Origin of the sequence: Cellvibrio zantedeschiae (assembly GCF_014652535.1) — a bacterium.
GTDB lineage: Bacteria > Pseudomonadota > Gammaproteobacteria > Pseudomonadales > Cellvibrionaceae > Cellvibrio > Cellvibrio zantedeschiae.
Window position 1 is genome coordinate 1,135,181 of record NZ_BMYZ01000001.1, and the last position, 21,986, is coordinate 1,157,166.

General features: G+C 44.6%; 25 protein-coding genes. 19 read left to right on the forward strand and 6 right to left on the reverse strand.

Going from position 1 to position 21,986, the window contains the following annotated elements; genetic code table 11:
• Positions 1–8: 8 nt before the first annotated feature.
• From IE104_RS05015 to IE104_RS05025, 3 genes are read left to right on the forward strand one after another with little or no spacing between them, the layout of a single operon-like run.
• Positions 9–2,369 (forward strand): DNA polymerase II, encoded by a 2,361-nt coding sequence (locus IE104_RS05015; protein ID WP_189416438.1) that lies wholly within the window; start codon positions 9–11, stop codon positions 2,367–2,369.
• A 20-nt stretch (positions 2,370–2,389) separates the two neighbouring features.
• Positions 2,390–2,596: a hypothetical protein gene (locus IE104_RS05020; RefSeq protein WP_189416439.1), complete on the forward strand. Its 207-nt coding sequence runs from the start codon at positions 2,390–2,392 to the stop codon at positions 2,594–2,596.
• 18 nt (positions 2,597–2,614) lie between these two features.
• The gene (locus IE104_RS05025; protein ID WP_189416440.1) at positions 2,615–3,016 is read left to right on the forward strand and encodes an SMI1/KNR4 family protein; all 402 of its coding nucleotides are present in this window, start codon (positions 2,615–2,617) and stop codon (positions 3,014–3,016) included.
• Between the two features lie 101 nt (positions 3,017–3,117).
• Here IE104_RS05025 and IE104_RS05030 read toward each other — a convergent pair whose 3' ends face one another.
• Positions 3,118–3,918: a glutaminyl-peptide cyclotransferase gene (locus tag IE104_RS05030; RefSeq protein WP_189416441.1), complete on the reverse strand. Its 801-nt coding sequence runs from the start codon at positions 3,916–3,918 to the stop codon at positions 3,118–3,120.
• Positions 3,919–3,989: 71 nt separating this feature from the next.
• Between IE104_RS05030 and IE104_RS05035 the strand changes: the two genes are divergently transcribed.
• Positions 3,990–4,613: a DUF502 domain-containing protein gene (locus IE104_RS05035; RefSeq protein ID WP_189416442.1), complete on the forward strand. Its 624-nt coding sequence runs from the start codon at positions 3,990–3,992 to the stop codon at positions 4,611–4,613.
• A 63-nt stretch (positions 4,614–4,676) separates the two neighbouring features.
• Here the strand turns inward: IE104_RS05035 and IE104_RS05040 are convergent, their stop codons facing one another.
• From IE104_RS05040 to trmL, 5 genes are all read right to left on the reverse strand, one after another.
• A complete protein-coding gene (locus tag IE104_RS05040; RefSeq protein ID WP_189416443.1) occupies positions 4,677–5,117 on the reverse strand; it encodes a late competence development ComFB family protein in 441 nt (146 codons plus the stop codon).
• Positions 5,118–5,208: 91 nt separating this feature from the next.
• A complete protein-coding gene (gene mnmC, locus IE104_RS05045; protein WP_189416444.1) occupies positions 5,209–7,242 on the reverse strand; it encodes a bifunctional tRNA (5-methylaminomethyl-2-thiouridine)(34)-methyltransferase MnmC2/FAD-dependent 5-carboxymethylaminomethyl-2-thiouridine(34) oxidoreductase MnmC1 in 2,034 nt (677 codons plus the stop codon).
• A complete protein-coding gene (gene fldB / locus IE104_RS05050) occupies positions 7,239–7,760 on the reverse strand; it encodes a flavodoxin FldB (RefSeq protein WP_189416445.1) in 522 nt (173 codons plus the stop codon). Before fldB ends, mnmC begins: the two co-directional genes overlap by 4 nt.
• Positions 7,757–8,203 (reverse strand): flavodoxin domain-containing protein, encoded by a 447-nt coding sequence (locus IE104_RS05055; RefSeq protein WP_189416446.1) that lies wholly within the window; start codon positions 8,201–8,203, stop codon positions 7,757–7,759. The genes fldB and IE104_RS05055 overlap by 4 nt, the downstream gene beginning before the upstream one ends.
• A gap of 53 nt (positions 8,204–8,256) precedes the next feature.
• Positions 8,257–8,748, reverse strand: coding sequence for a tRNA (uridine(34)/cytosine(34)/5-carboxymethylaminomethyluridine(34)-2'-O)-methyltransferase TrmL (trmL, locus tag IE104_RS05060; protein ID WP_189416447.1), 492 nt, complete (start codon positions 8,746–8,748; stop codon positions 8,257–8,259).
• Between the two features lie 183 nt (positions 8,749–8,931).
• On the opposite strand from trmL, the gene IE104_RS05065 reads away from it, so the two are divergent.
• The 15 genes from IE104_RS05065 (at position 8,932) to IE104_RS05135 (ending at position 21,971) form a co-directional block, all read left to right on the forward strand.
• On the forward strand, positions 8,932–9,861 hold the full coding sequence (locus IE104_RS05065; protein ID WP_189416448.1) for a type IV pilus biogenesis protein PilM: 930 nt from the start codon (positions 8,932–8,934) through the stop codon (positions 9,859–9,861).
• The gene (locus IE104_RS05070) at positions 9,861–10,478 is read left to right on the forward strand and encodes an MSHA biogenesis protein MshI (RefSeq protein ID WP_189416449.1); all 618 of its coding nucleotides are present in this window, start codon (positions 9,861–9,863) and stop codon (positions 10,476–10,478) included. Before IE104_RS05065 ends, IE104_RS05070 begins: the two co-directional genes overlap by 1 nt.
• Positions 10,478–11,185 carry an MSHA biogenesis protein MshJ gene (locus IE104_RS05075; protein ID WP_189416450.1) on the forward strand — a complete coding sequence of 236 codons (708 nt, stop codon included), beginning with the start codon at positions 10,478–10,480 and terminating at the stop codon, positions 11,183–11,185. Before IE104_RS05070 ends, IE104_RS05075 begins: the two co-directional genes overlap by 1 nt.
• The gene (locus tag IE104_RS05080; protein ID WP_189416451.1) at positions 11,178–11,513 is read left to right on the forward strand and encodes a hypothetical protein; all 336 of its coding nucleotides are present in this window, start codon (positions 11,178–11,180) and stop codon (positions 11,511–11,513) included. The genes IE104_RS05075 and IE104_RS05080 overlap by 8 nt, the downstream gene beginning before the upstream one ends.
• Positions 11,514–11,533: 20 nt before the next feature.
• Positions 11,534–13,354 (forward strand): pilus (MSHA type) biogenesis protein MshL, encoded by a 1,821-nt coding sequence (gene mshL / locus IE104_RS05085; protein ID WP_189416452.1) that lies wholly within the window; start codon positions 11,534–11,536, stop codon positions 13,352–13,354.
• Between the two features lie 29 nt (positions 13,355–13,383).
• Positions 13,384–14,304: an ExeA family protein gene (locus IE104_RS05090; protein ID WP_189416453.1), complete on the forward strand. Its 921-nt coding sequence runs from the start codon at positions 13,384–13,386 to the stop codon at positions 14,302–14,304.
• Positions 14,301–15,686, forward strand: coding sequence for a tetratricopeptide repeat protein (locus tag IE104_RS05095; protein WP_189416454.1), 1,386 nt, complete (start codon positions 14,301–14,303; stop codon positions 15,684–15,686). Before IE104_RS05090 ends, IE104_RS05095 begins: the two co-directional genes overlap by 4 nt.
• 7 nt (positions 15,687–15,693) lie before the next feature.
• Positions 15,694–17,415 carry a GspE/PulE family protein gene (locus tag IE104_RS05100; protein ID WP_189416455.1) on the forward strand — a complete coding sequence of 574 codons (1,722 nt, stop codon included), beginning with the start codon at positions 15,694–15,696 and terminating at the stop codon, positions 17,413–17,415.
• Between the two features lies 1 nt (position 17,416).
• Positions 17,417–18,640 (forward strand): type II secretion system F family protein, encoded by a 1,224-nt coding sequence (locus IE104_RS05105; RefSeq protein ID WP_189416456.1) that lies wholly within the window; start codon positions 17,417–17,419, stop codon positions 18,638–18,640.
• A gap of 19 nt (positions 18,641–18,659) precedes the next feature.
• The gene (locus tag IE104_RS05110; protein WP_189416457.1) at positions 18,660–19,190 is read left to right on the forward strand and encodes a hypothetical protein; all 531 of its coding nucleotides are present in this window, start codon (positions 18,660–18,662) and stop codon (positions 19,188–19,190) included.
• A gap of 185 nt (positions 19,191–19,375) precedes the next feature.
• Entirely contained in the window at positions 19,376–19,774 is a 399-nt protein-coding gene (locus tag IE104_RS19140) for a type II secretion system protein (RefSeq protein ID WP_189416458.1), read from the forward strand.
• A 30-nt stretch (positions 19,775–19,804) separates the two neighbouring features.
• Entirely contained in the window at positions 19,805–20,218 is a 414-nt protein-coding gene (locus tag IE104_RS05120) for a hypothetical protein (RefSeq protein ID WP_189416459.1), read from the forward strand.
• Positions 20,208–20,675 (forward strand): type IV pilus modification PilV family protein, encoded by a 468-nt coding sequence (locus IE104_RS05125; RefSeq protein WP_189416460.1) that lies wholly within the window; start codon positions 20,208–20,210, stop codon positions 20,673–20,675. The genes IE104_RS05120 and IE104_RS05125 overlap by 11 nt, the downstream gene beginning before the upstream one ends.
• Positions 20,675–21,490, forward strand: coding sequence for a prepilin-type N-terminal cleavage/methylation domain-containing protein (locus IE104_RS05130; protein ID WP_189416461.1), 816 nt, complete (start codon positions 20,675–20,677; stop codon positions 21,488–21,490). The genes IE104_RS05125 and IE104_RS05130 overlap by 1 nt, the downstream gene beginning before the upstream one ends.
• Complete coding sequence (locus IE104_RS05135) at positions 21,480–21,971, forward strand: MSHA biogenesis protein MshP (protein WP_189416462.1); 492 nt, start codon at positions 21,480–21,482, stop codon at positions 21,969–21,971. The genes IE104_RS05130 and IE104_RS05135 overlap by 11 nt, the downstream gene beginning before the upstream one ends.
• Positions 21,972–21,986: the final 15 nt, after the last annotated feature.

Here is a 21,986-nt window from a genome sequence, read left to right on the forward strand (position 1 = left end):
TCCCTTTTATGCCGAACGCATTTCTATTAACTCGCCAATGGCGCGATACTCGTGAAGGTATTGTGCTGGATTTTTGGTGGGCAACAGAACAGGGCGCCTGTTGGACGCAAATCAATCGGCAGGAAATGGTATTTTTTATTTTGCGTAAAGACGCAGAAAAAATAGCAAAACTTTTAGCTGGTTTACGCGCCTGGCGTATGGCTGAAGTCGAACTTAAAACTTTTCTTAACCTTCCTGTTAATGCGCTTTATTTTAAGAGCCAACGTGCTGCTCGCGATGCCTTGGAGTTACTCAAGCAAGCGAATCTGGATTTTTGGGAATCAGATATTCGCCCTCATGAACGTTATTTGATGGAGCGATTTATTACGGCGGGAGCAACTATTGATCTCGTTGAGCCTGTAGATGGTTCCAAGCCAATACTAAATCCCAGGATGACACCTTCAGAAACACGTATACCCTTAAAAATGGTTTCTCTCGATATAGAAACCTCTATGGACGCCAAGCAATTATTTTCCATTGCTGTTTGGGCGGAACATGATCGAAAAGTTTTTATGGTGGGTGAGGGTGAAAATTCTGAAGAGCACTCAGTAATTTTTTGCGCAACTCAAAAAGCTTGTTTGCAAGCTTTTTTGGATTGGTTGCATGTGTACGATCCCGATATTTTAATCGGTTGGAGCGTCGTGCAGTTTGATTTGTGGGTGCTGGAAACACTTTGCCAAAAAGAAAATATGACTTTTGAATTGGGTCGAGCCAAGCAAGCTGCGCATTGGCGACAAGAAGACGGTGACGGTCGCCGGTATATTATAATTCCGGGCCGTGTTGCGCTCGACGGTATTGAATTATTAAAGGCGGCAAATTATCGCTTCGAAAGCTACTCCTTGCAGTTCGTATCAGAACAGCTTTTAGATAAAGGAAAACTTTTGCAGGGCTCCGGTCGCGGTCACGATATAGCGCGGCTATTCGTAGAAGATAAATTGGCGCTTGCCGATTACAACCTGCGAGATTGTGAGCTGGTATGGGAAATCTTTGAAGATAAAAAATTGCTGCACTTCGCAGTCGAACGTAGCCAATTGACCGGATTGCTGCTGGACAGAATCGGTGGTTCGGTTGCTGCGTTTGAATATTTGTATTTACCACGCTTACATCGTAAAGGTTATGTGGCACCTAATTTGGGTGAGCTGGAATCTGATGTGATTAGCCCGGGTGGTTATGTGATGAATTCACGTCCCGGCATTTACGATAATATTTTGGTGTTGGATTTTAAAAGTCTGTATCCCAGCATCATACGCACATTTTTAATTGACCCTTGTGCGTTCTGGATTGCGCAGCATGAGCAATTGCCCTCCGAGAATACTGTTGCCGGTTTTAACGGAGCATATTTTGCGCGAGAAGGACACATATTGCCGCACATTATTGAACACCTTTGGTCTGCGCGAGATGTTGCCAAGCGTGAAAAAAATGCACCGCTCTCTCATGCAATAAAAATTATCATGAATTCTTTTTACGGTGTTTTGGGGTCGACCGGCTGCCGTTTTTTTGATCCACGTGTATGCAGTTCAATTACCTTGCGTGGCCACGATATTATTCAACGCAGCCGCGATTGGATTGAACAACAAGGTTACAGTGTTATTTACGGTGATACAGATTCACTCTTTGTTTGGGTAGAAAATAATTGTGTGGGGAAAACGCCCAAAAATAAAGAACAGTGTCAAAAGATCGGTGATCGTTTGGCGCGTGAGTTAAATCAGTGGTGGCAAGCGGTATTGAAAACGGAACACGCCATTAAAAGCCATTTGGAAATTCAATTTGAAACCCATTATCTTCGCTTTTTGATGCCCACCATTCGCGGCAGTGATTTGGGTACCAAAAAACGTTATGCCGGTGTGATTGAGCATAATGGTGAGCGAGAGTTAGTATTCAAAGGTTTGGAAAATGTACGCACCGACTGGACGCGTTTAGCAAAAGATTTTCAAGAGCAACTTTATAGCAAGGTATTCGCGGGCGAGGACTATCTCGACTTTGTGCGCGAAACAGTCTCAGATGTACTTGCCGGTAAGCGCAATGATGATTTAATTTACAACAAACGTTTGCGCCGTCATTTACACGAATACGAAAAAAATGTCCCGCCGCAAGTACAAGCTGCGCGCAAATACGTACAGCTTACCGGTAAGCCTATCAGGCGCGGCGATTGGATTGCTTATGTTATTACGACGAGCGGAGCTGAACCCATATCAGCGCAGCAAAGCCCTCTGGATTATCAGCACTATGTAGATAAACAATTAATGCCGGTAGCAGACAGTATTTTGCACTTTATGGAACAAAATATGACCGAGCTGGTCGATACGCAGATGTCTTTATTTGTTCATTAATGTGTTCCCGGGAGATCCTTGTGAAATCTATGTTGATACTGGTATTAGCCTTTGCTGGTTTGAGTGCGTGTAGCGATCGGCAAATGTATAATTCGATACAAACTGGCAATAAGAACGAATGTGATAACCTGCAACATGTACAGCGCCAGGAATGTTTAAAGCGGTTGGGACCTTCATATGAAAAGTATGAAGAAGAGCGCAAGAAATTATTAAAAGATAAAAATTAACGGTAAGACGAGTAGAAAATGGAAGAGATCCTGGATTTATTGCGTGAAAATAATGTATCGGTTCCAGTCCCACTGGATTTGCCGGATGAAGATCAGTTAGTCATGATTGAAGAAGAAATCTTCCTGCCCATTCCGCGCGATGTACGTACTTATTTATTGGAAGCAAGCGATGTTATTTATGGCACTCTGGAGCCAGTAACCGCAGCAGATCCAAATTCACACACTTACTTGCCAGAAGTAACAGCTGTTGCCTGGTCAGAAGGTGTACCGCGCTATCTTTTGCCGATTTGTGAAGACAAAGGCGCATACTACTGCGCAGATCCGGAAGGTGAAATTGTTTTTTGGAAAGATGGCGAGTTGACTGATGAAACCTGGCCATCGATTTGGCAATGGGTAAGGGATGTTTGGTTGGAGTCTTGAGCTTAAATACTTTTTTGATGGGGGAGTCGTCATTCCCGCTACGAGAGGATGATGATTCCCTATTTAATTCTTCAATATAGTTATTGCAATTGGGTTCCAAATTATTGCAGCTTCACTAAAAACATTTTTGGCCATTGCTTGCCTGTAATCCAAAACGTTTTTTTGTCAGCATCATAAGCAATTCCGTTTAATACACTTTCTTCATCTTTCACTTTCAGGTTTTTTGCGATCTCGGAAAAATCCAATAGACCTACCACATCACCTGTTGCCGGGTTGATTTTTACAATTCTGTTGTCATGCCAAATATTTGCCCAGATAAAACCCTCTGCATATTCCAATTCATTTAAATTGGTTACGGGCTCATGCTTGAATTTTACCGCGATGGTTTTCTCCACGGCGAAGTTTTCGGTGTTGTGGAAAAATAACTGATTGCTGCCATCGCTACGGATGATTTGTTTTCCATCCGTTGTTAATCCCCAGCCTTGGCCGGTGTAGTTCAAGGTTTTTTGTAGCGAAAAGTTGGTGGCGTCATAAACAAAAGCTGTATTTTCTTGCCAGGTAACTAAATAGAGTTTGTTATTGAGCAGTGTTAGCCCTTCTGCAAAAAAACGATCCGGAATGCGTTGCTTCTGTGAGAAAGGTGCTGTCATTTTTGCCCAGGAACTTTCAGGCTCTGTAACAGGATATGAAACTATCTGTGACTTGGCGTAAAGCCCGCTGCTTTCGTAAAAATTACCGTCTTTAAGCAAAAGGCCTTGCGTAAAAAGACTGGTTTTGTGCGAACGTTCGGCAAGTATTTTGTAGTGTATAGAGGGCGCGCTAGCGAGCGAATCAGCTTGCGCGCAAGAGAAATTCGCAATAGTTGCAAGGCTAAGGCAAAATAGGCCGATGAGATATTTCATAGTGTGTAAGATATTCCAATCTATTTTTAAATTACATCTTCTTTGGCGTTAATTCTTTTAGGGCGAGTATCATGAAGCGTTTGCGTTCATTTGTCAGTATCACCTTGCTCGGTGGGTTTATGGTGGTCTTGCCGGGTGCCATTCTGGTTTTATTCGCTGAATGGTTGTTCGGTGTTATTAGTCGTTTGATCAAGCCCTTTAATGATTGGGTGGCAACCTGGTCTCCACTTACAAATTACATGGCCGATTTTACCGGCGTTGCGTTTTTATTGGCAGGCTGTTTTTTAATTGGTCTTTTGGTGAAAACCAATATTGGGCAATGGCTACATGATTTAATCGACGATTTTTTGGGCAAGGTGTTGCCCGGTTACCAAACGATTAATAAGTTGGTGTCGCAACTGTTGGGCGGCGAGGGCAATACTTCGCTGTTGAAAGGTGAAGCTTGTCGCGCTTATATCATGGGGCGCAATGTTCCTACTTCAGTTACCGGGATTGTGACTGCCAGACATGCAAACGGTGATTTTACCGTGTATGTGCCAACGGCGCCGTTTTTGACCTCGGGGATGGTATACCACTTGGGCGCAGATAGTGTTGAATTGTTACCGCATATTTCGGTTGAAGCCGTCATGCGCACAATCATCGCCTGCGGTAGCGGTTCGCAAGTCTTGAGCGAGCCTTTACCTGCGGAAGAATAAATTTTGTTGCTCGAAAAAAGGCCGCCCTGCTAAAACAGGAGCGGCCTTTTTTATTGCGTGAGATTATTTTTTAACAGGTTTGGATTTGCTAGCTTTCTTGGGAGCTGTTTCTTCAGTGCTAGCTTTTGCTGCTACTTTCGCGGGTTTGCTTGCGCGCGTGCCCGAAAGGGAAACATCTACAGAGGGTAATTTGGGGTCTTCACCACGTTCGCGGCTTTCTACATAATTGATTGCATCGGTAACAGCATTAACAACTTTGTTATGAATTTCATGCATGTCTTGTGGTGACATAAAAAATGTCATATCGACATCGTGGCGAATGTAACGCGGCGGCATGCGGTTAAGTGCTACGCAAGCAACATCTGCCAGGAAATCTCTATCTCCCTCTTGCGCGCGAGTACTTTGCTCAAAGATTTCCTCAAGCACCAAACGCTCGTAATAGTTGTGGATAAAATCTATTTCGTCGTAATTAACGAGGTTGTAATTGCGGGAATTGGTCAGCATTGTCCATATCTCTTATTAGGGGCTAAGGCAGGGGATGATCTGAGTATAGACGGGGTTTTAGCTTTGCGAGGTCTTTCGTTAGTTGCCGGCTTTAGCGTTTGCTGCGGGTTAAATCCCGTATAACAAATCGTGCCGGGTTGAGCGCATTTACCAGTTCGCGCGATAGAGGCATGGGTTCTTCGTTAATTTGCGCAGCGAGCATTTCGGCGCAGAGCGGGGTATACGCCAGTCCACGTGCGCCGTGCCCAATATTGATATACAAACCAGACCAATAGCTTCCACCGCAGGTAATACCGGCTCTGGCATTTTTGCGGAGCGGGCCAAAATCTTCCACCATTTTATTGACCAGGGGTAAAGCACCTACAGTTGGCAGATAGTCGGGCAATGAACAGCGAAAAGCAACGCGGCCTTGGAGTTGGCTAGCATCAGCATTAATTGCAAAGTTCGGGATGTGCGCGCGCAAATTATCCAGATTCGTTTGGTGATCGCTGGGGCGTGTCTCTGTCGCAGTATCTTTAAGATTAAAGGTAGCGCCGGTACAAAAAATTCCATCCTGGGCTGGGCTGATATAGCCTTCAGCGCACACCACAGTTTTAAGTGAAGACTTGGTTGTGCTTACCGGAATATAGGTCACCTGTCCGCGAATAGATTTAACGGGTAAGTGGTTGGCAACATCAAAATCCAGCGCGTCTTTTGCGCTTGCAATAATCGCAACGGGTGCCTGTTTTGTAGCCCCGGTGTGTGAGGATACTTTCCAGCTATTTTGATTTTTGGTGAGTTCTTTAACTGCAAAATTATAAGTAATTTGGATGTTGGGGTGATCCACTAAATAATCGCAAAGTATGCGTGGATCTATCCACCCCGCTTGTGGGAAAAATAATCCGCTTTGTGTTAACGGGATGCCCGCCAGTTCGCTTGCTTGTTCTGCATTAACGAATTGAGCTAATTCATTTGCCTGCGCAAACTTTTCCTGCAGTTGTGCGTGCAGCTCAATTTCAGATTTTTTATGGGCAAGCTGCAAAACACCGCAGTTCTCACCAATGCTGCTCCATAAAGGACTATAAAAATGTAGTGAATATTGCAGGCTCGCTAAATTAAAAGCCGCCTGGGTTTCCTCCATAGGGGAAAGCTTGGCATAAAGCACACCTTGTGGATTGCCGGAGCCTTCTTGCGCAAGTGCACTGTGACGTTCGAGAATAGTTACGGCCCAACCACGTTCCGCCAAAGCTCTTGCCGTATGGCACCCCGCTAGGCCACCGCCAATAATTAATGCATGTTTTTCGGTAAATGTTGGTTTGTTGTTATCGATTGTCCAAGGTACCGGGTAGGGCGAGAAGCTTCCGCGATAACTAAAATCATCCGCGTTGAGAGCTTGTGGTTCATTTTCAAAAATCGCTTTAACCATTTCGCGCTTGCGCCCGAAACCAGCGACTTTTTGCACGGAAAAGCCTGCGTTTTTTAAACCGTTTTTAACTATGGCGGCTGCGCTAAAAGTTGCCGCCGTTGTTCCAGGTTTGCTGAGGTTGCGAATGCAAGCAAATAATTCATCACTCCACATGTGTGGGTTTTTTGAGGGAGCGAAACCGTCCAAAAACCAGGCATCTACTTTAATGCCAGAGGCGGCATATAAAGGATGCGTTGTTGCGAGCAGTTTGGTGAATCCTTGCGCAGCATCATCAATAATTAATGTGAGCTTGATGCGGCCATTCATAAAATTCAAACGATGAAAGCCGGTGCCAACAAAAACGGGATAAGCAGAAAGCAATTGTTCAGAAAATTGTTTTAATTCAGGCCACAGCGCGAGCGCGCGTTCCAAATCAATTTTGTTGAGCGGAAATTTTTCAACGCTGACAAAATGCAATTGAGCAGACTCAGGTGCTGTTTTAAGCCACAGTTGCCACGCGGCTAAAAAATTCAGGCCAGATCCAAATCCAGTTTCCGCAATGATGAAGTGACTTTTGGCTGCTAATGTGAGCCAGCGTTCGGGTAATTGATTGTGTTGCAAAAATACGTGGCGGGTTTCTTCCAATCCGTTGGCTTTTGAAAAATACACGTCGCCAAAAACGCTTGATACAGGTTGGCCTTCGGCATCCCATTCGAGCTGGGCACTGGTGATGTCACTCACACGCCAAACTCGTCGCGGATTTGCGCGCACCAAGTCGCAATGCGTTCGGCAGTTTTGCCAAATTCGTTTTCATCATCCAGAGCTAACCCCACAAAGTGAGTGCCATCGGGTGTAAGCGCTTTAGAAGCTTCGTAGGTGTAACCGTCAATGGGCCAATAGCCGCAAGGAATGGCGCCGCGGGCGACGACTTTACTGTGCAAATAACCCATGGCGTCGAGGAACCATTCAGGATATCCAACCTGATCGCCAAGCCCGTATAGCGCGACTTTCTTGCCAGTGAAATCGACTTCGTTAATGTCGTCCCAAATCTCTTCCCAATCTTCTTGCAGCTCGCCGTAATCCCAAGTAGGGATGCCGAGAATAACAAAGTCGTAAAACTGAGCGGTGATAATGGGTGTTTCATTAATGTTGAAAAAATCGACCAGATCTTCGCCTAGCTCGGTGCGAATTTTTTCGCCTGCCATTTCGGTGTAACAGGTGGAGCTGCCGTAGAACAGGCCAATTAATGCTTGCGTCATAGTTGTTGTGCCCAAGTGTTTACCCAGTGCAGCGTTAGCGCTTCCGGGCTATCGCCGCTGCAGGCATCTAACACCAATGGTTCACCAATCCGCACTGCGCCCAAGTCTGCGAATGCAGCGTCCAGCATGCGGCCTGCTTCATTAAAGGTGCTGTAGCTGCTGTCGCCAAGATTGATAACGCCGTAGCGCTTGCCGGCAATGCGCGGGTAATCGCGGGTTAAATGAAGGTAAATAGGTTGGATGTTATCGGGGAGTTCGCCTGCGCCGGTATTCGAATGGCATAAAAGCAGGACTTCGTTGCTATCGCGCACAAGGTCCTGTGGGCGGGCATAAGTATTCAAACTGACCTCATGGTCGAGTTCGCGCAAGCGTGCGGCAGCAATTTCAGCCACCTGTTCGGCACCGCCGTAAATGCTGCCAATTAGAATCTGGATGGATGCCATATCGAAAACCTGTTTACTGAATGGCGCGCATGATAGTGGTTTTGCGCCCGAAGCTAAACTCTTGATTGAGGCAGTGAGACATCCAGCGCCCCCGTATAACCGAGCTGACGCCAGGCTTCAAATACCATAACGGCTACTGAATTAGATAGATTCATACTGCGGCTGTTAGCAACCATAGGAATGCGCAATACTTGATCCTGCGGAAGGGATTCGCGAAGGCTAGCCGGTAGGCCGCGAGTCTCCGGCCCAAATAAAAGGTAATCACCGGCCTGAAACTTCGGCTCACTATGATGTCGAGTGCCTTTGGTGCTTAGCGCAAAGATTCGGGCTGGCTGTTGTTTGGTCAGGAAGTCTTCCCATCCTTTATAAAGATGCAGCTCCTGCACTTCGGCATAATCCATTCCTGCGCGGTTAACGCTCTTTTCGTCCAGCTTAAAACCCAAGGGCTCAATAAGGTGTAACTGACACCCTGTATTCGCCGCTAAACGTATGATATTTCCCGTGTTGGGAGGGATTTCTGGTTCAAACAAAACAATATGAAACATTTGGCATTTTTACCTTTTATGGTCTAAGGTCATGATAAAGGTTATGTTTGTACTCGCAATTATAAAGAAGAGTTATTAGGCAATTATAAAGAAGAGTTATTAGGTGGTTGGTAAAAATCTCGCCAACTCCACGCAAAGAAATCTACCTCATTCCTTAAATCTACAGCGTTAAGAGGCACTCGGTTGAACTGGTTCGGTGCAAAATCGCGGCAAAACGAAGTCATCGGCGTTGAGTTTACAGCCGAAGGAGTAGCCTTCGCCCATATAAAACGCCCTGCAACCCAACAACCGCTTTTAAATCATTCCGAATTTATCCCCGTAGACAGCGGCCTGAATGCGGCTGATTTGCTTCGTTCCCGCCTTGCCAAGCTTGGGCTACAAAAGGTTCCCTGTAATATCGTTATGGGTACCGGAAATTATCAAATGTTATTGGGGGAAGCGCCTAAGGTTCCACCAGAAGAGCTGGCTGAAGCCTTGCGCTGGCGAGTAAAAGATTTGATTCAATTTCCCATCGCCGATGCAGTGCTCGATGCATTTCTGTTACCCGAAGATAGTGCGCGCGGCACCAGTCGAATGGCATACGCAGTGGTTGCCCAGCGTAATAATGTTGTGCAGCTGATAAGTCAGGCAAAAGAGGCGAGCCTGGATTTGCAATCAATTGATATCGCCGAATTAGCGCTACGTAATTTAGCCCAAGCCTGCTGCGATACCAAACGCGGGATCGCGTTGGTAAAGTTGGGGCAGGGCGGTGGTAGTTTGCAAATCATTCGCGATGGAAATGTATATCTGTCGCGCCAATTTTCGCTAGCTTATAACGCAGGTTTGTTAGATGACTTACCGGGCGATGCTTTGGTGCTGGAGCTACAACGCTCACTGGATTATTTTGAGCGCCAAATGCGCCAAACTCCACCGAGTCACGTTTATCTGTGTGGCGAAAATGTGACTAGCGATAAGCTCACTCCAGAAATTCGCAATAGCCTCGCGGTAAAAATTGAGCTATTCAATGTTGAAGCCGGAATGCAATTTGGCGAGAACGTGCAAGAACACAGTTTGTTTTTGTGCTTGCTAGCCTTGGGTGCTGCCCTGCGTGAAGATGCGGTGGGAGCGGCTTAATGCAACAAATCAATTTATACCTTCCAGAATTTCGCCCGAACCGAGAGCCCCTACGTGCAATTCATATGCTGTGGGGTGGCTTGGCACTTTTATTATTGTTAATTCTGTTTTCGTTTTATTCCAATTATGAATACAAAGCGCTTGAGCAGCAGCTGGCTCAGGAAAAGGTCGCTCAGCAAAACATGCAAACCCAACTGCAATTGCTTAGTACGAAAAAGCCTGCGCAATCCAGTGCAGAATTAGATGTAAAAATTGCTCAGTTACAAAAAAACTTGCAGCGTCATTTGCAAATACTCAGCATGATTTCGCACCAGGATCTTGGTAACGATAAAGGTTTTTCATCGCAGTTAAACGCTTTGGGTCAAGCATCCCTAAATACAATTTCTGTTCAAGCCTTTTCATTGCAGCGTGGCGGTAAATATGCCGAACTGAGTGGGCTTACCCGCAGTGCTGACCAAATTCCTTTATATTTACAGCGCTTACGCAGAGACTCCAGTTTTGCCGAGGTCGGTTTTGGTGTGCTGAATATTGAGCGTGATAAAGAACAATCTGGTTTACTGAAATTCAGTTTGGCTAAAGCAAAAGATGAAAAAGATCTGGCGGGAGGGCATCGCTAATGTTTGAGTCTCTCAAGCTGGATTTTCTGGTTAAAATTCAGGAAATGATTGATGCGCGCATTATGCGTGAGCGCGTGTTAATCCTGCTTTCAATATTGGCATTTATATTTATGTTATGGAATTTTGTAATTCAATCCTCCATAGATAAGAAAACCCAGGAAGCTAAAGAAAATTTGGCAACTTTGGCTACCCAGCGTACAGCATTGCAAACCCAAATTGCGGCTACAACGCAAAGTTTGCTTAACGACCCTGACAAACAAAAGAAAGAACAAATAGAACAACTGCAAACAGACATTAAAGGTGTGGAAACACAATTACAAACCGTCTCACAAAACCTGATTAAAGCAGAGCAATTACCCCAAGCTTTGCAAGAAGTGCTACAGAAAACGGAAAGATTAACCTTATTAGAAGTGAAAACTTTACCTGCGCACGAGCTACAGTTTGTAGAGCTGAGCCCCGCAGCTCCACAAGCTAACGAGCAGCCCGCTTCAGGTCCTGAGCCAACTGCCGGTGTATTTCAGCACGCCGTAGAAATTCGTGTCTCTGGAAGCTACAGCCAAATATTGCATTTTTTGATTGAGTTGGAACGTTTGCCGTGGCGTTTTTATTGGCAAAGCCTTGATTACAGTGTTGATAAATATCCCAATGCTGAGGTGACTTTGCGTGTATACACCTTGAGTTCAGAAGAGGGGCTTTTCGGTGTTTAAGATTTTTAAAGTATTTGTGCTTTTATGTTTGTTTCCCATTGCGTCTGTAAATGCACAGGAAGCAGTTAACGACCCGACCAAACCCTTGGGTTTCTCAGGTGGAACAGGCACGGCAACTGGAAACGCACAAGAAACTATCCAGTTAACCAGCATATTGATTGCTGATGATAGAAGAGTTGCCATTATTAATGGCCAATCATTACGTGAAAACCAAATCCTTAAAGGTGTTGGTGCCACTGTTAAAAAAATAGATGCAGACGCAGTCACTCTGCAGCAAAACGGTAAAGTCTGGCGCGTGGCGTTAAACAACACGGCTATTCGCAAATAATTGCTTTTGGAGTTATGGCTATGCCATTAAAGAAAAACAAAGTCGTCATTCGCAACTCGCTGATATTGCTATCGCTTTCAGCGGCGGTGTTGATTAATGGTTGCTCAAATAACGGCAATAAAAAAATTACCGTTGAAAACGAAATGAGCGAAATCGTTGCAGAACAGACTGAGCGAAATAAAAAAGCTACAACTGTACCGTCAGAAGTAACTCAGGCTTTGTTAGACAACAACTCCATTAAAACCGCAAGCGGGAAAAAGTTTTCCGAGCGTTTCGATGTGTCTGTACGTGCAGTGCCTGCGCGGGATTTCTTTTTAGGTTTGGTTAATGGCACAGGTATAAATGTTGTTGTTCACCCCGACGTTAATGGCACTATTTCACTTGATCTAAAAAATGTGACTATTGATGAAGTATTGCGCGTAACTCGTGACATCTATGGCTATGAATACAAACAAGAGCGTGGCATTTATACCGTATATGCCAATGCATTGAGAACGGAAGTTTTCCGTATTAATTATTTAGATGTGCAACGTGTTGGCGTGTCTGATACTGCCGTGTTGGTAGGTCGCGCGCAATCCAGTGGCCAAAGTAATGGAAATAATAGTGGCGGTAATTCCGGCGGTAGTTCAAACAGCGGCGGCGATACCGCAAATTTGTTAAGCATGCTGGAATCTGCAGAGAAAAATAAATCTGCTGGCGGTGGTAGCGGCGGTCAAGGAATTACGCCTGGTTCACGAGTACAAACATTAAACCACACTGATTTCTGGTCTAGTTTACATAACACAGTTGTGTCCATCATTGGTGGTGAAAGCGAGAGTCGATCTGTGACTATTTCTCCTCAAGCGGGGATGGTTGTAGTTAAGGCCTTGCCGAGTGAGTTGAGCGCTGTGCGTGAATTTTTGGAACGCTCTGAGTTGAGTGTAAAACGCCAGGTTATTTTAGAAGCAAAAATTTTGGAAGTTCGTTTGAGTGAGGGGTTCGAGGCTGGCGTAAATTGGGGAGCAATTAGCGGACAACTTGCGCATGCGCATAATATTCGTGACGGTTTTGCTATCAACAGCGATGGTTCAGATACAGAGGTGGGTGAGCGCCGAGATCTCACCTACAACTATCCATATTATGACAAAGATGGGGTCTTACAAAATCTCGCTATTGAAGGCGGTGAGAAAATCGGTGGCACTTTTGCATCGCTCTTGCGTGTACAAGATATTTCTAAAGTCTTGTCTTTGTTAGAAACTCAAGGCTCAGTTCAAGTGCTTTCAAGTCCTCGTGTATCTACGGTGAACAATCAAAAAGCGGTGATACGAGTGGGCTCTGATGAATATTTCGTAACTGGAATTTCCAATAGCACTACATCAAACGCGACTTCAGTTTCCAGTACACCGAATATTGAACTGTCGCCATTTTTTAGCGGCATAGCATTAGATGTGACTCCCCAAATTGCGGAAGATGGTGAGGTTGTGCTGCACATACATCCGGTAGTAAGCGATGTTACCGATCAGCAAAAAAACTTTACGGTAGGGAATCAAGATTTTTCATTGCCGTTAGCGCTGCGTGGTATCCGTGAGTCAGACAGCATTGTTAAAGCACAAAATGGTCAAGTCATTGTGCTAGGTGGCTTAATGCAGGAAAACAAAAATAATGTAGATGGGAAGCGCCCCGTGTTGGGGGATATTCCCTTAGTGAATAGCTTGTTCCGTACCAAGAACAAAGCCAAATCAAAAACAGAATTAGTTATTCTTTTGCGTCCAATTGTAGTTGATAGCAACACTTGGCAAACACAACTGGAGCAAAGCGAAAAGCGCATTCAAAACATTAGTGACGAGTACAGAAAACAATAATTGCAGGGCAATTGTTATCAGAGGTTTTTATGTATCGCCAGCACTTTGGATTAGTAGAGCATCCGTTTTCGCTGACACCTGACACGCAATTTTTCTTCAATAGTCAGAGCCATCGCGAAGTGCTGAGCACGCTTTTGCTTGCGTTACGTCACAGTGAAGGTTTTATCAAAATTGTCGGCGAAGTTGGCACTGGCAAAACATTATTAAGCCGAAAATTATTAGCAAGTCTGGGCGATAATTTTCTTACGGCCTATATCCCCAATCCTTACCTTACTCCCGAAGAGCTTAAATGGTTCCTCGCGGAAGAAATTGGTATTGCCTATTCGCCGGAAATGCCTTCCTATCAGTTATTGCGCGAAATTAATCAACGCTTGGTTGATCTTGCCCAACAAAAAAAGCAAGTTGTTTTAATTGTTGATGAAGCGCAAGCAATGCCGCGCGAAACTATAGAAGCATTACGTCTACTTACGAATCTGGAGACAGAAAAAAACAAACTTTTGCAAGTAGTGTTAATTGGGCAACCGGAATTGGACGATTTGTTAAATCGCCCTGATTTGCGCCAGCTAAAACAGCGCATCGTTTTTTCGGAATATTTACAAGGTATTCCTCGTCGAAGTTTGGCTGATTACATTAGCTACAGGTTAAGTTCAGCAGGCTATCGCGGTGCTAATTTATTTTCGCGCGGGGCCTTGGGATTACTATATCGCGCTACAGGTGGTGTGCCGCGTTTAATTAATGTAATTTCGCACAAGGCAATGCTCGCTGCTTATGGTGAGAAAAGTGAAAAAGTCACCCGCAACCACATGGCTAGGGCTATTGCAGATACCAAGGAAAGCAAATCCGTAGGCCGTTTGCTAGCTAAACGTAATATTTGGTTATGGCCTGGTGTTGCGTTGGTTGCTGCTGTATCTGCAATAGTCTTACCGAATTTGCTGGGAGTGAACCTGTGAGTTTGCTCAATGACATGCTGCGTGACCTATCCCAGCATAAACCAGTTGCAGATGGTCCTGTTGTTAATGTTGGGGAAGGCGACGAACTATTGCTAAAGGCATCTTCGTTTGCGAAAAAGAAACAACAAGCTTGGATTCCTTTAGCTATTTTTTTTGTAATAGTTTTTGTGGCAGTTTTAAGTGCAAACTATCTTTTACACAGGCCTGCCAATCATTCTGGCCCAGTTCCAAAAGCTGCAGAAAGTGCAGCGTCCAACAAGATTTCTCATGCATTGCCTGCTTCTGCTAAAAGCGTGCCTGAAGTAGAAGCTTCGAATGTGGAGAATGTTGAAAAGAACTCACCTAATTTGAGTGCTGAAAAAGAAGTAACTTCAGATCTGCAAAATCATATTGAGGATTTATTGTTGCAAGCTGAGCGAGCTATAAATATGGATCGCTTAACTGCACCAGTTGAAGATAACGCATACGGTTATTATCAAAAAATTCTCACAATGGATGCAAATAATTTGGCCGCTAAAGAAGGCCTAGATCGTATTGCAAGCCGTTATATGGCGAAGGCGCAGGAACAAATAAATTCTAGTAATTTGCAACAAGCGGAAGCATTAATACAACGTGCGCGATTTGTTTCTGAACGTTACGTTCAAGCGCACGAAATTTCAACCGGGGCTAATGGCGGTCAATCAGTAGCGCAATTGAATGAGGCCGTGGCTAATGAATCAGCATCTGTTTCTGTACAAGCCGAGCAATCAATTAAGGAGACTATTAAGCCTTTTTCTGTAACCGAAGCGCCAGCCGTGTCAGTAACACCTAACGCAGGTTGGAAAGATGAGCAGTTAGCTCATCACGCTCAAGAGCTTATTCAACAAGCTAAACACTCGGAAGCCTTGGCACTTTTAAAAGCGTTTGTAACAACAGAACAAAAGCCTGCGCTTTCTGCAGAGCTCTTGGCAGATTTATATATTCAGCAAGGCAATACCCAAGCGGCCGACATTATTGTTGAAAAAGCCAGTTATTTGCCGGTAGATGTTAAAGCCAAATTAAAAGCGCAAATACTTGGCGCTCAAGGTGATGAAGCCCAAGCTATTGCCGTATTGGAAAAAAACCTGAGTTCAGCTGATGCTAATGAAAGCTACAGATCTTTGCTTGCAATCCTTTATCACAAAACTGCAAATTATCAGCAATCAATTATTAGCTACCAACGCTTGTTAAATAGTTTTGGTGACAAGCCTGCATATTGGCTTGGTTTGGCCCTGGCTTATGATGGCTTATCGCAGCACAAGAATGCATTGCAGGCTTACCAGCGCTTGCGGGAATTCCCGCAATTGCAAGAGCAAGTAAAAAAATACACAGATCAACGAATTGCTGCCTTGCGCAGTGAGTGAGATAAACATGTTTAGTTCGTCAGCACCCAAACGTATTCGTATCGGCGATTTACTCGTTGAGAAAAATATGATTACCGAAACTCAATTGTCTCATGCTTTGCAAGAGCAAAAATTGAGTGGTCGAAAATTAGGTAATCAATTAGTAGAACTAGGTTATGTTGATGAAAACGAACTGCTAAACCTCTTATCAACGCAGTTAGATATTCCCTTTGTTCAGTTGAAACAATTTCGATTCGATAAAGAACTTGTGCAAACTTTGCCTGAAACCAGCGCGCGCCGCTATCGCGTTATGGTGCTGCGCGAAGATTTTGATGGTTTGTTATTAGGTATGGCGGACCCGACGGATATTTTCTGTCTGGACGAATTGCAACGCATACTGCAAAAAAATCTGAAGCCTGCGGTGGTGCGTGAGTCAGAGCTTCTGGATATTTTGGATATCGCCTATAGCCATGCGAGCGAGATTGCATCGCTGGCGGGTGAGCTTGACGAAGAGTTGCAGGAGTCTGCGGTCGACCTGGATAGTTTTATTGCAGATTCGGTTGATAGCGACGCTCCAGTTGTTAAACTTCTGCAAAAAATATTTGAAGAAGCGCTGACCAACAAAGCCTCCGATATTCATATCGAGCCCGATGAAAAAGTGTTGCGTATTCGCAACCGTATTGATGGCGAACTCATAGAGCAGGTGATGAATGAAAAACGTATCGCATCTGCTTTGGTTGTGCGCATTAAATTGATGGCCAGTTTGGATATTTCTGAAAAACGTTTGCCGCAAGATGGCCGCTTTAACCTGAAAGTTAAGCATCATAATATCGATGTGCGTTTATCGACTATGCCAGTGCAATTTGGTGAATCGGTAGTAATGCGTTTGCTTGACCATACTGATGGTGTTCGCAGTTTGGATAGCGTGGGGATGCCAGCGAATTTGGTTGCGCGTTTCCGCAAAGTTATTACGCGCCCTCATGGCCTGGTATTGGTTACGGGGCCAACGGGTAGCGGTAAGACAACAACGCTTTACGGTGCATTGTCTGAATTAAATAAACCGCAGAAAAAAATTATTACAGTGGAAGATCCGGTGGAATATCGTTTGCCGCGTATTAGCCAGGTTCAGTTGCATGAAAAAATTGGTTTAACCTTTAGCAGTGTGTTGCGCGCAACCTTGCGTCAAGATCCCGATATTCTGCTGGTGGGAGAAATTCGCGATGCTGAATCAGCTGAGATTGCGTTGCGTGCATCCATGACGGGCCACCTGGTTTTATCTACGCTCCACACCAACGATGCAATTAGTTCAGCGTTACGTTTACTAGACATAGGCGTTGATGGTTACTTGGTGGCTACTGCATTGAAAGCGGTAGTTGCACAACGTTTGGTGCGCCGCATTTGTTCCAGCTGCATTCAAAATCACACGCCTGACGCAAATGAATTGCAATTGTTGGCAACCATTTCCAAAACCCGCAATTTTAGTTCGGTAGTGTTTAAGCAAGGTGCTGGATGTCCACATTGTAATAACACGGGCTATCGAGGACGTATTGGTGTTTTTGAAATGCTGGAATTGGATGCAGCCATGGCCGAGGCTTTGCGCACATCAGATATTAACGCATTTGCGAAAGCGGCAAGCGAAAGCCCCAATTTCAAAACACTCAGTGAAGCCGCACTTGAATATGCAGAGCAGGGCATAACAACATTGGATGAGGTTATGAACATCACCGCGCAAATTGAAGAGCTAACCTAAGATGGCTATCTATCTTTTTAAAGGCCGCAACGCGGATGGACGCGTTGTAAACGGCCAGATCGAAGCAGCCAATACTGATGCTGCGGCAAATCAATTGTTAGGGCGCGGTATTACACCTGTTTCAATGGATGAGCAAATTGTTAAGCTCAGTCTTTCTGAGCGATTCGAGCGTTCTGCGAATCTTGGCAAAGTAGAATCTGTTGAATTGATTATGTTTTGTCGCCAGATGTATACCATTTCAAAATCCGGTATTCCGTTGGTAAAAGGTCTGCGTGGTCTTGCTGCTTCTTTGCGTAATTATACGTTTCAGCGTGCGTTGGAAGATATTATTGAACGCTTGGAAACCGGTGTTGAGCTATCTACAGCAATGCGGTTTCATCCGAAAATATTTAATAATTTATTCGTTAGCATGATGAGTGTTGGCGAAAGTTCGGGACGCCTTGATCTAGTGTTTAAACAGCTGGGCGAATACATGGAGCGCGATTTAAATACTACTAAAAGTATTAAAACTGCGCTGCGTTATCCAACCTTTGTTTTGATTGCTATTACTATTGCGATGGGAGTTATTAACATTAAAGTAATTCCCGCTTTCGCGGGGCTATTCGCCAATTTTGGCGCTAAGTTACCATTGCCAACTAGAATTCTCATGGGTATTTCGGAATTTTTTGTCGCCTACTGGGTGTATATGGTGGTGATAGTTGTTGGCGGTATTGCTTGGTTCTTGCACTACACTAAAACGCCTGAAGGCAGCAGGTGGTGGGGCCAGAAAAAACTTCGGCTGATTGTGGTAGGGGATATTATTGAGCGTGCGACACTTGCTCGTTACGCGCGTTCTTTTGGATTGATGCTAAATGCTGGGTTGCCAATTTCAAATGCGTTGGAGTTGTGCGCGCGCGCCATCGATAATAATTATTTGGGCGATAAAATTCGCGGTATTCGTGCAGGTATTGAGCGTGGTGAGGGCTTATATCAAACACATTTAGTTAGCGGCATGTTTACGCCCTTAGTATTGCAGATGATTTCGGTTGGTGAGGAAAGCGGCCAAGTGGACACGCTGCTTGGAGAAGTTGCAGAGTTTTATGAGCGTGAAGTCGAATACGATACCAAATTACTTGGTGATCGAATTGAACCTTTGATGATTGTCGTTATGGCGGGTTTTGTGATTATTCTTGCGCTCGGTATTTTCTTGCCTATGTGGGATATGTACTCGATTCAAAAACAATAATATAACTCAGGAATATTACATGAAAAAAAATCTAGGCTTTTCCAGCTTTGAATTTTATTTCGTAATATCCGTAATCGGTCTGATAATGATTTTTGGGATTCAGCGTTACTACAAATTAGCAGAGGAAACACAGCAGCTGAGCTTTGAAGTCTTAGCTCAAAATTTTAGTGCTTCGGTTTACAGCCATCACGCACGCTGGTTGCTAGCGCAGCAGTCATCAAATATCACGTCGCAACTAATCATTGAAAATAATATCGTCCAGTTTTCCAGGCAGGGATGGCCTATAGCCGTTGTGACTGAGGGCTCCAGTGTTAAACCCAACGAGATCGCCAGTTGTTTAAGTTTGTGGAATAATTTTTTGCAGAATCCGCCAGCTATTTCTGCGGGCGACAACTCCAGCGAGGTACGAAAATATCATTTGGCTACAACTCGTGAGGGTAAGTGCCGCTTCGAATTCCTCACACCTGACGCGGGGACTTTTTTCTTTGAATATTCGCCTGAATCAGGCCAAGTCAAGACTCAAATCCGGCCTATTGCTAAAAATAGTTAGCAATTTCCTTTTAATAACTGGCAAGTTTCGACTCTTCGTCTATATTTTGGTTAATCAAGCAGTTATTTCGATAAATGTCTTGACGAGACAGGAGGGAACATCACACCTGCTCTTGTTTGCGATGTTTCGATATATAGGATGCACATCACCACTTACGTACACACTTTTCTGTTTGGAGTCTTGTTATGAAATCTCAACAATCTGGTTTTACACTGATTGAGCTTATTGCCGTAATTGTTATTTTGGGTATTTTGGCCGCTACAGCTTTGCCAAAATTTGTTGATATGTCTGGTGCCGCCCAACAAGCAGCGGTTGACGGCGTTGCAGGTAGCTTGAGCAGTGGTGCTGCCATGAACTATGCGAATGCCGTTGCGCTTAGTTCTGGTGTGGTTACCGGTACTGCGAAAGTTGTTGTGGCTAAATGCAGTGATACCGCGGGCATCTTGCAAGGTGGCGCTTTACCAAGTGGTTACACTTTCACTGGTACAGACACTGCTGTTGCGGCCTTAGGCACACCTGCGACTTGTACTTTAACTGGTAAAGGTTCTAAAACTGCTACCTTCCAAACTATCGGCGTTCCGTAAGGTTCCTTAGCTAATTTATGTGAACGTTATATGCGAAGAGCTGTGCAAGGATTTACGTTAATTGAATTAATAACGATAATTATTTTAATTGGTATTATGTCTGTCACGCTTTTTTCGCGTATGGGTAGTGTCTCAAGTACAAATGTTAATGCAGGCCGCGATGATCTCATCGCGGCCTTATTTTTTGCACAACAAACAGCTATGGCACGTAGCAACATCCAACTTATTGTCACTGCCAATAGTGTTAGCGTAACGGAAAATGGCACGCCAATAATTGTTCACAGCAAAGGTTACCCCTTGACCTTCGCCTCTGGCGTCACTGCTTCCCCTATTACTTTTACTTACGATAAATTAGGCAGAACTACCGCCGGCAATATTACTTTGTCGTCATCAGGAGGCATTAGTGCCAGCGTTGTGGTAGAGGCGAGTGGTTATGCGCACTAATTCGAGTGTTGTAGACAGATATAATTTTCAACGAGGCGTCAGTCTTATCGAATTGGTTATTTTTTTAGTGGTGGTGAGTATTGCAACCAGCGCGCTCTTGGCTACCTACGCTAATAGCGCAAAAAATAATGCAGATCCTATTATCAAAGTGCGTGCGCTTGAGCTAGCTCAAGCAAGGTTAGATGAAATTTTAGCGCTTAAATACGATGCTAATACACCAACTGGTGGTATTCCTGCGTGTAATAGCACCGGTACAGGCGCCATGACGTGTAACAACTCCCCTGACTCTGACCTAAACGATGTCGACGATTTCCACAATGTCAGCGACACTCCCTATACCGGCTATACGCGCGATGTGACGGTAGTGACGTCTAACAATTTAAAACTGGTTACGGTGACAGTGACGGCACCTAAAAATATAACGCTTACGCTTGCTGCCTACAGGGCCAACTTTTAATGTCACTTTCATATTCCAAAATCAAATTCTCACGTGGATTCACTTTGATTGAAGTGATTACCGTGATTGTGATTTTGTCGATATTGGCCGTTTTAGGAACGCGTTTTGTCCTTGAGTCTACCAAAGCTTATCAATCCACCCAAACACGTTCGCGTTTAATAAATACAGGTCGGCAAGCTATCGAGAGAATGTCGCGACAACTGCGCGTGGCCTTACCTTATAGTGTTCGTTTGACCAACGGAAATACTTGTTTGGAATTTATGCCGATTGCCAGCGGTGGAAACTACGCCGATTACGTCCCCGATTTGGTGAACGGCGCAACTGCAACACAAGCGCTTAATGTTTCGCCCCACGTGATTGATTTTGGAACAGCTGTTTATGTAAGTATTGGTGCAATGGCCCCCGATGAACTATATGGCACTAGCCCAACATCCCGGGCAACCTTAACGTCTCGCTCTGCAAATCAACTTAATTTTTCACCAGCGCGAGGTTGGACACGCAACTCTGTGAACAAGCGATTCTATTTATTGGACAGACCACAAGCTTTCTGTGTGGTGAACGGCCAGTTGCGTTTTTATGCTGACCAAGATGCAAATGCCACAGATATTAATGCAGCGGTAAATACTGCATCGGCATTCAGCATATTGGCAGATAACGTGACAGGTTCAACTACACCCTTCGCATTGACAGCGGGTAGTGAAAACCGTAATACGGTGGTGCGGTTTAATATAACTTTTATGCAGGGCACCTCTATTGCAGAGGGTGCCGAATCTATAGTAATTAATCATTCAGTGATGATTCGCAATGTCCCTTGATAATTTAAAAAAGCAACAAGGTTTTTTAATGCCACTTGCGATTTTTATCGTGGTGGTAATGGGATTATTTGCGTTAGTCATATCGCGTAATACTATTCAAAGTGCTACGTCAGTCACGCTTGAGGCAGTTTCAACACAAGCATTTTATGCGGCAGAAAGTGGTGCGCAACAGGGAATGCAAACTTTGTTTTTTCCTGATGCCAGCTCTCGGCAGCAAGCGGACACGCGTTGTGCCGGACTAAACACGACCTATAACTTCAGTGTTGCAGGATTAAATAATTGCTCTGCAGCTGTCGTTTGTTCCTGTAGGTTTCAAGATAATACCAATTGTGCTCCAGTTACAGCAGCGAACTATACTTCCAGCGCTGCACAAAATAAAACAATGAGCTTTTATACCATAACGAGTACTGGGACCTGTGGAGCAGGAACCTTACGTGCAACGCGGACAATTGAAGCGGGTTCATTTTTAAAACAGGAATAATATATTTTTTAAATC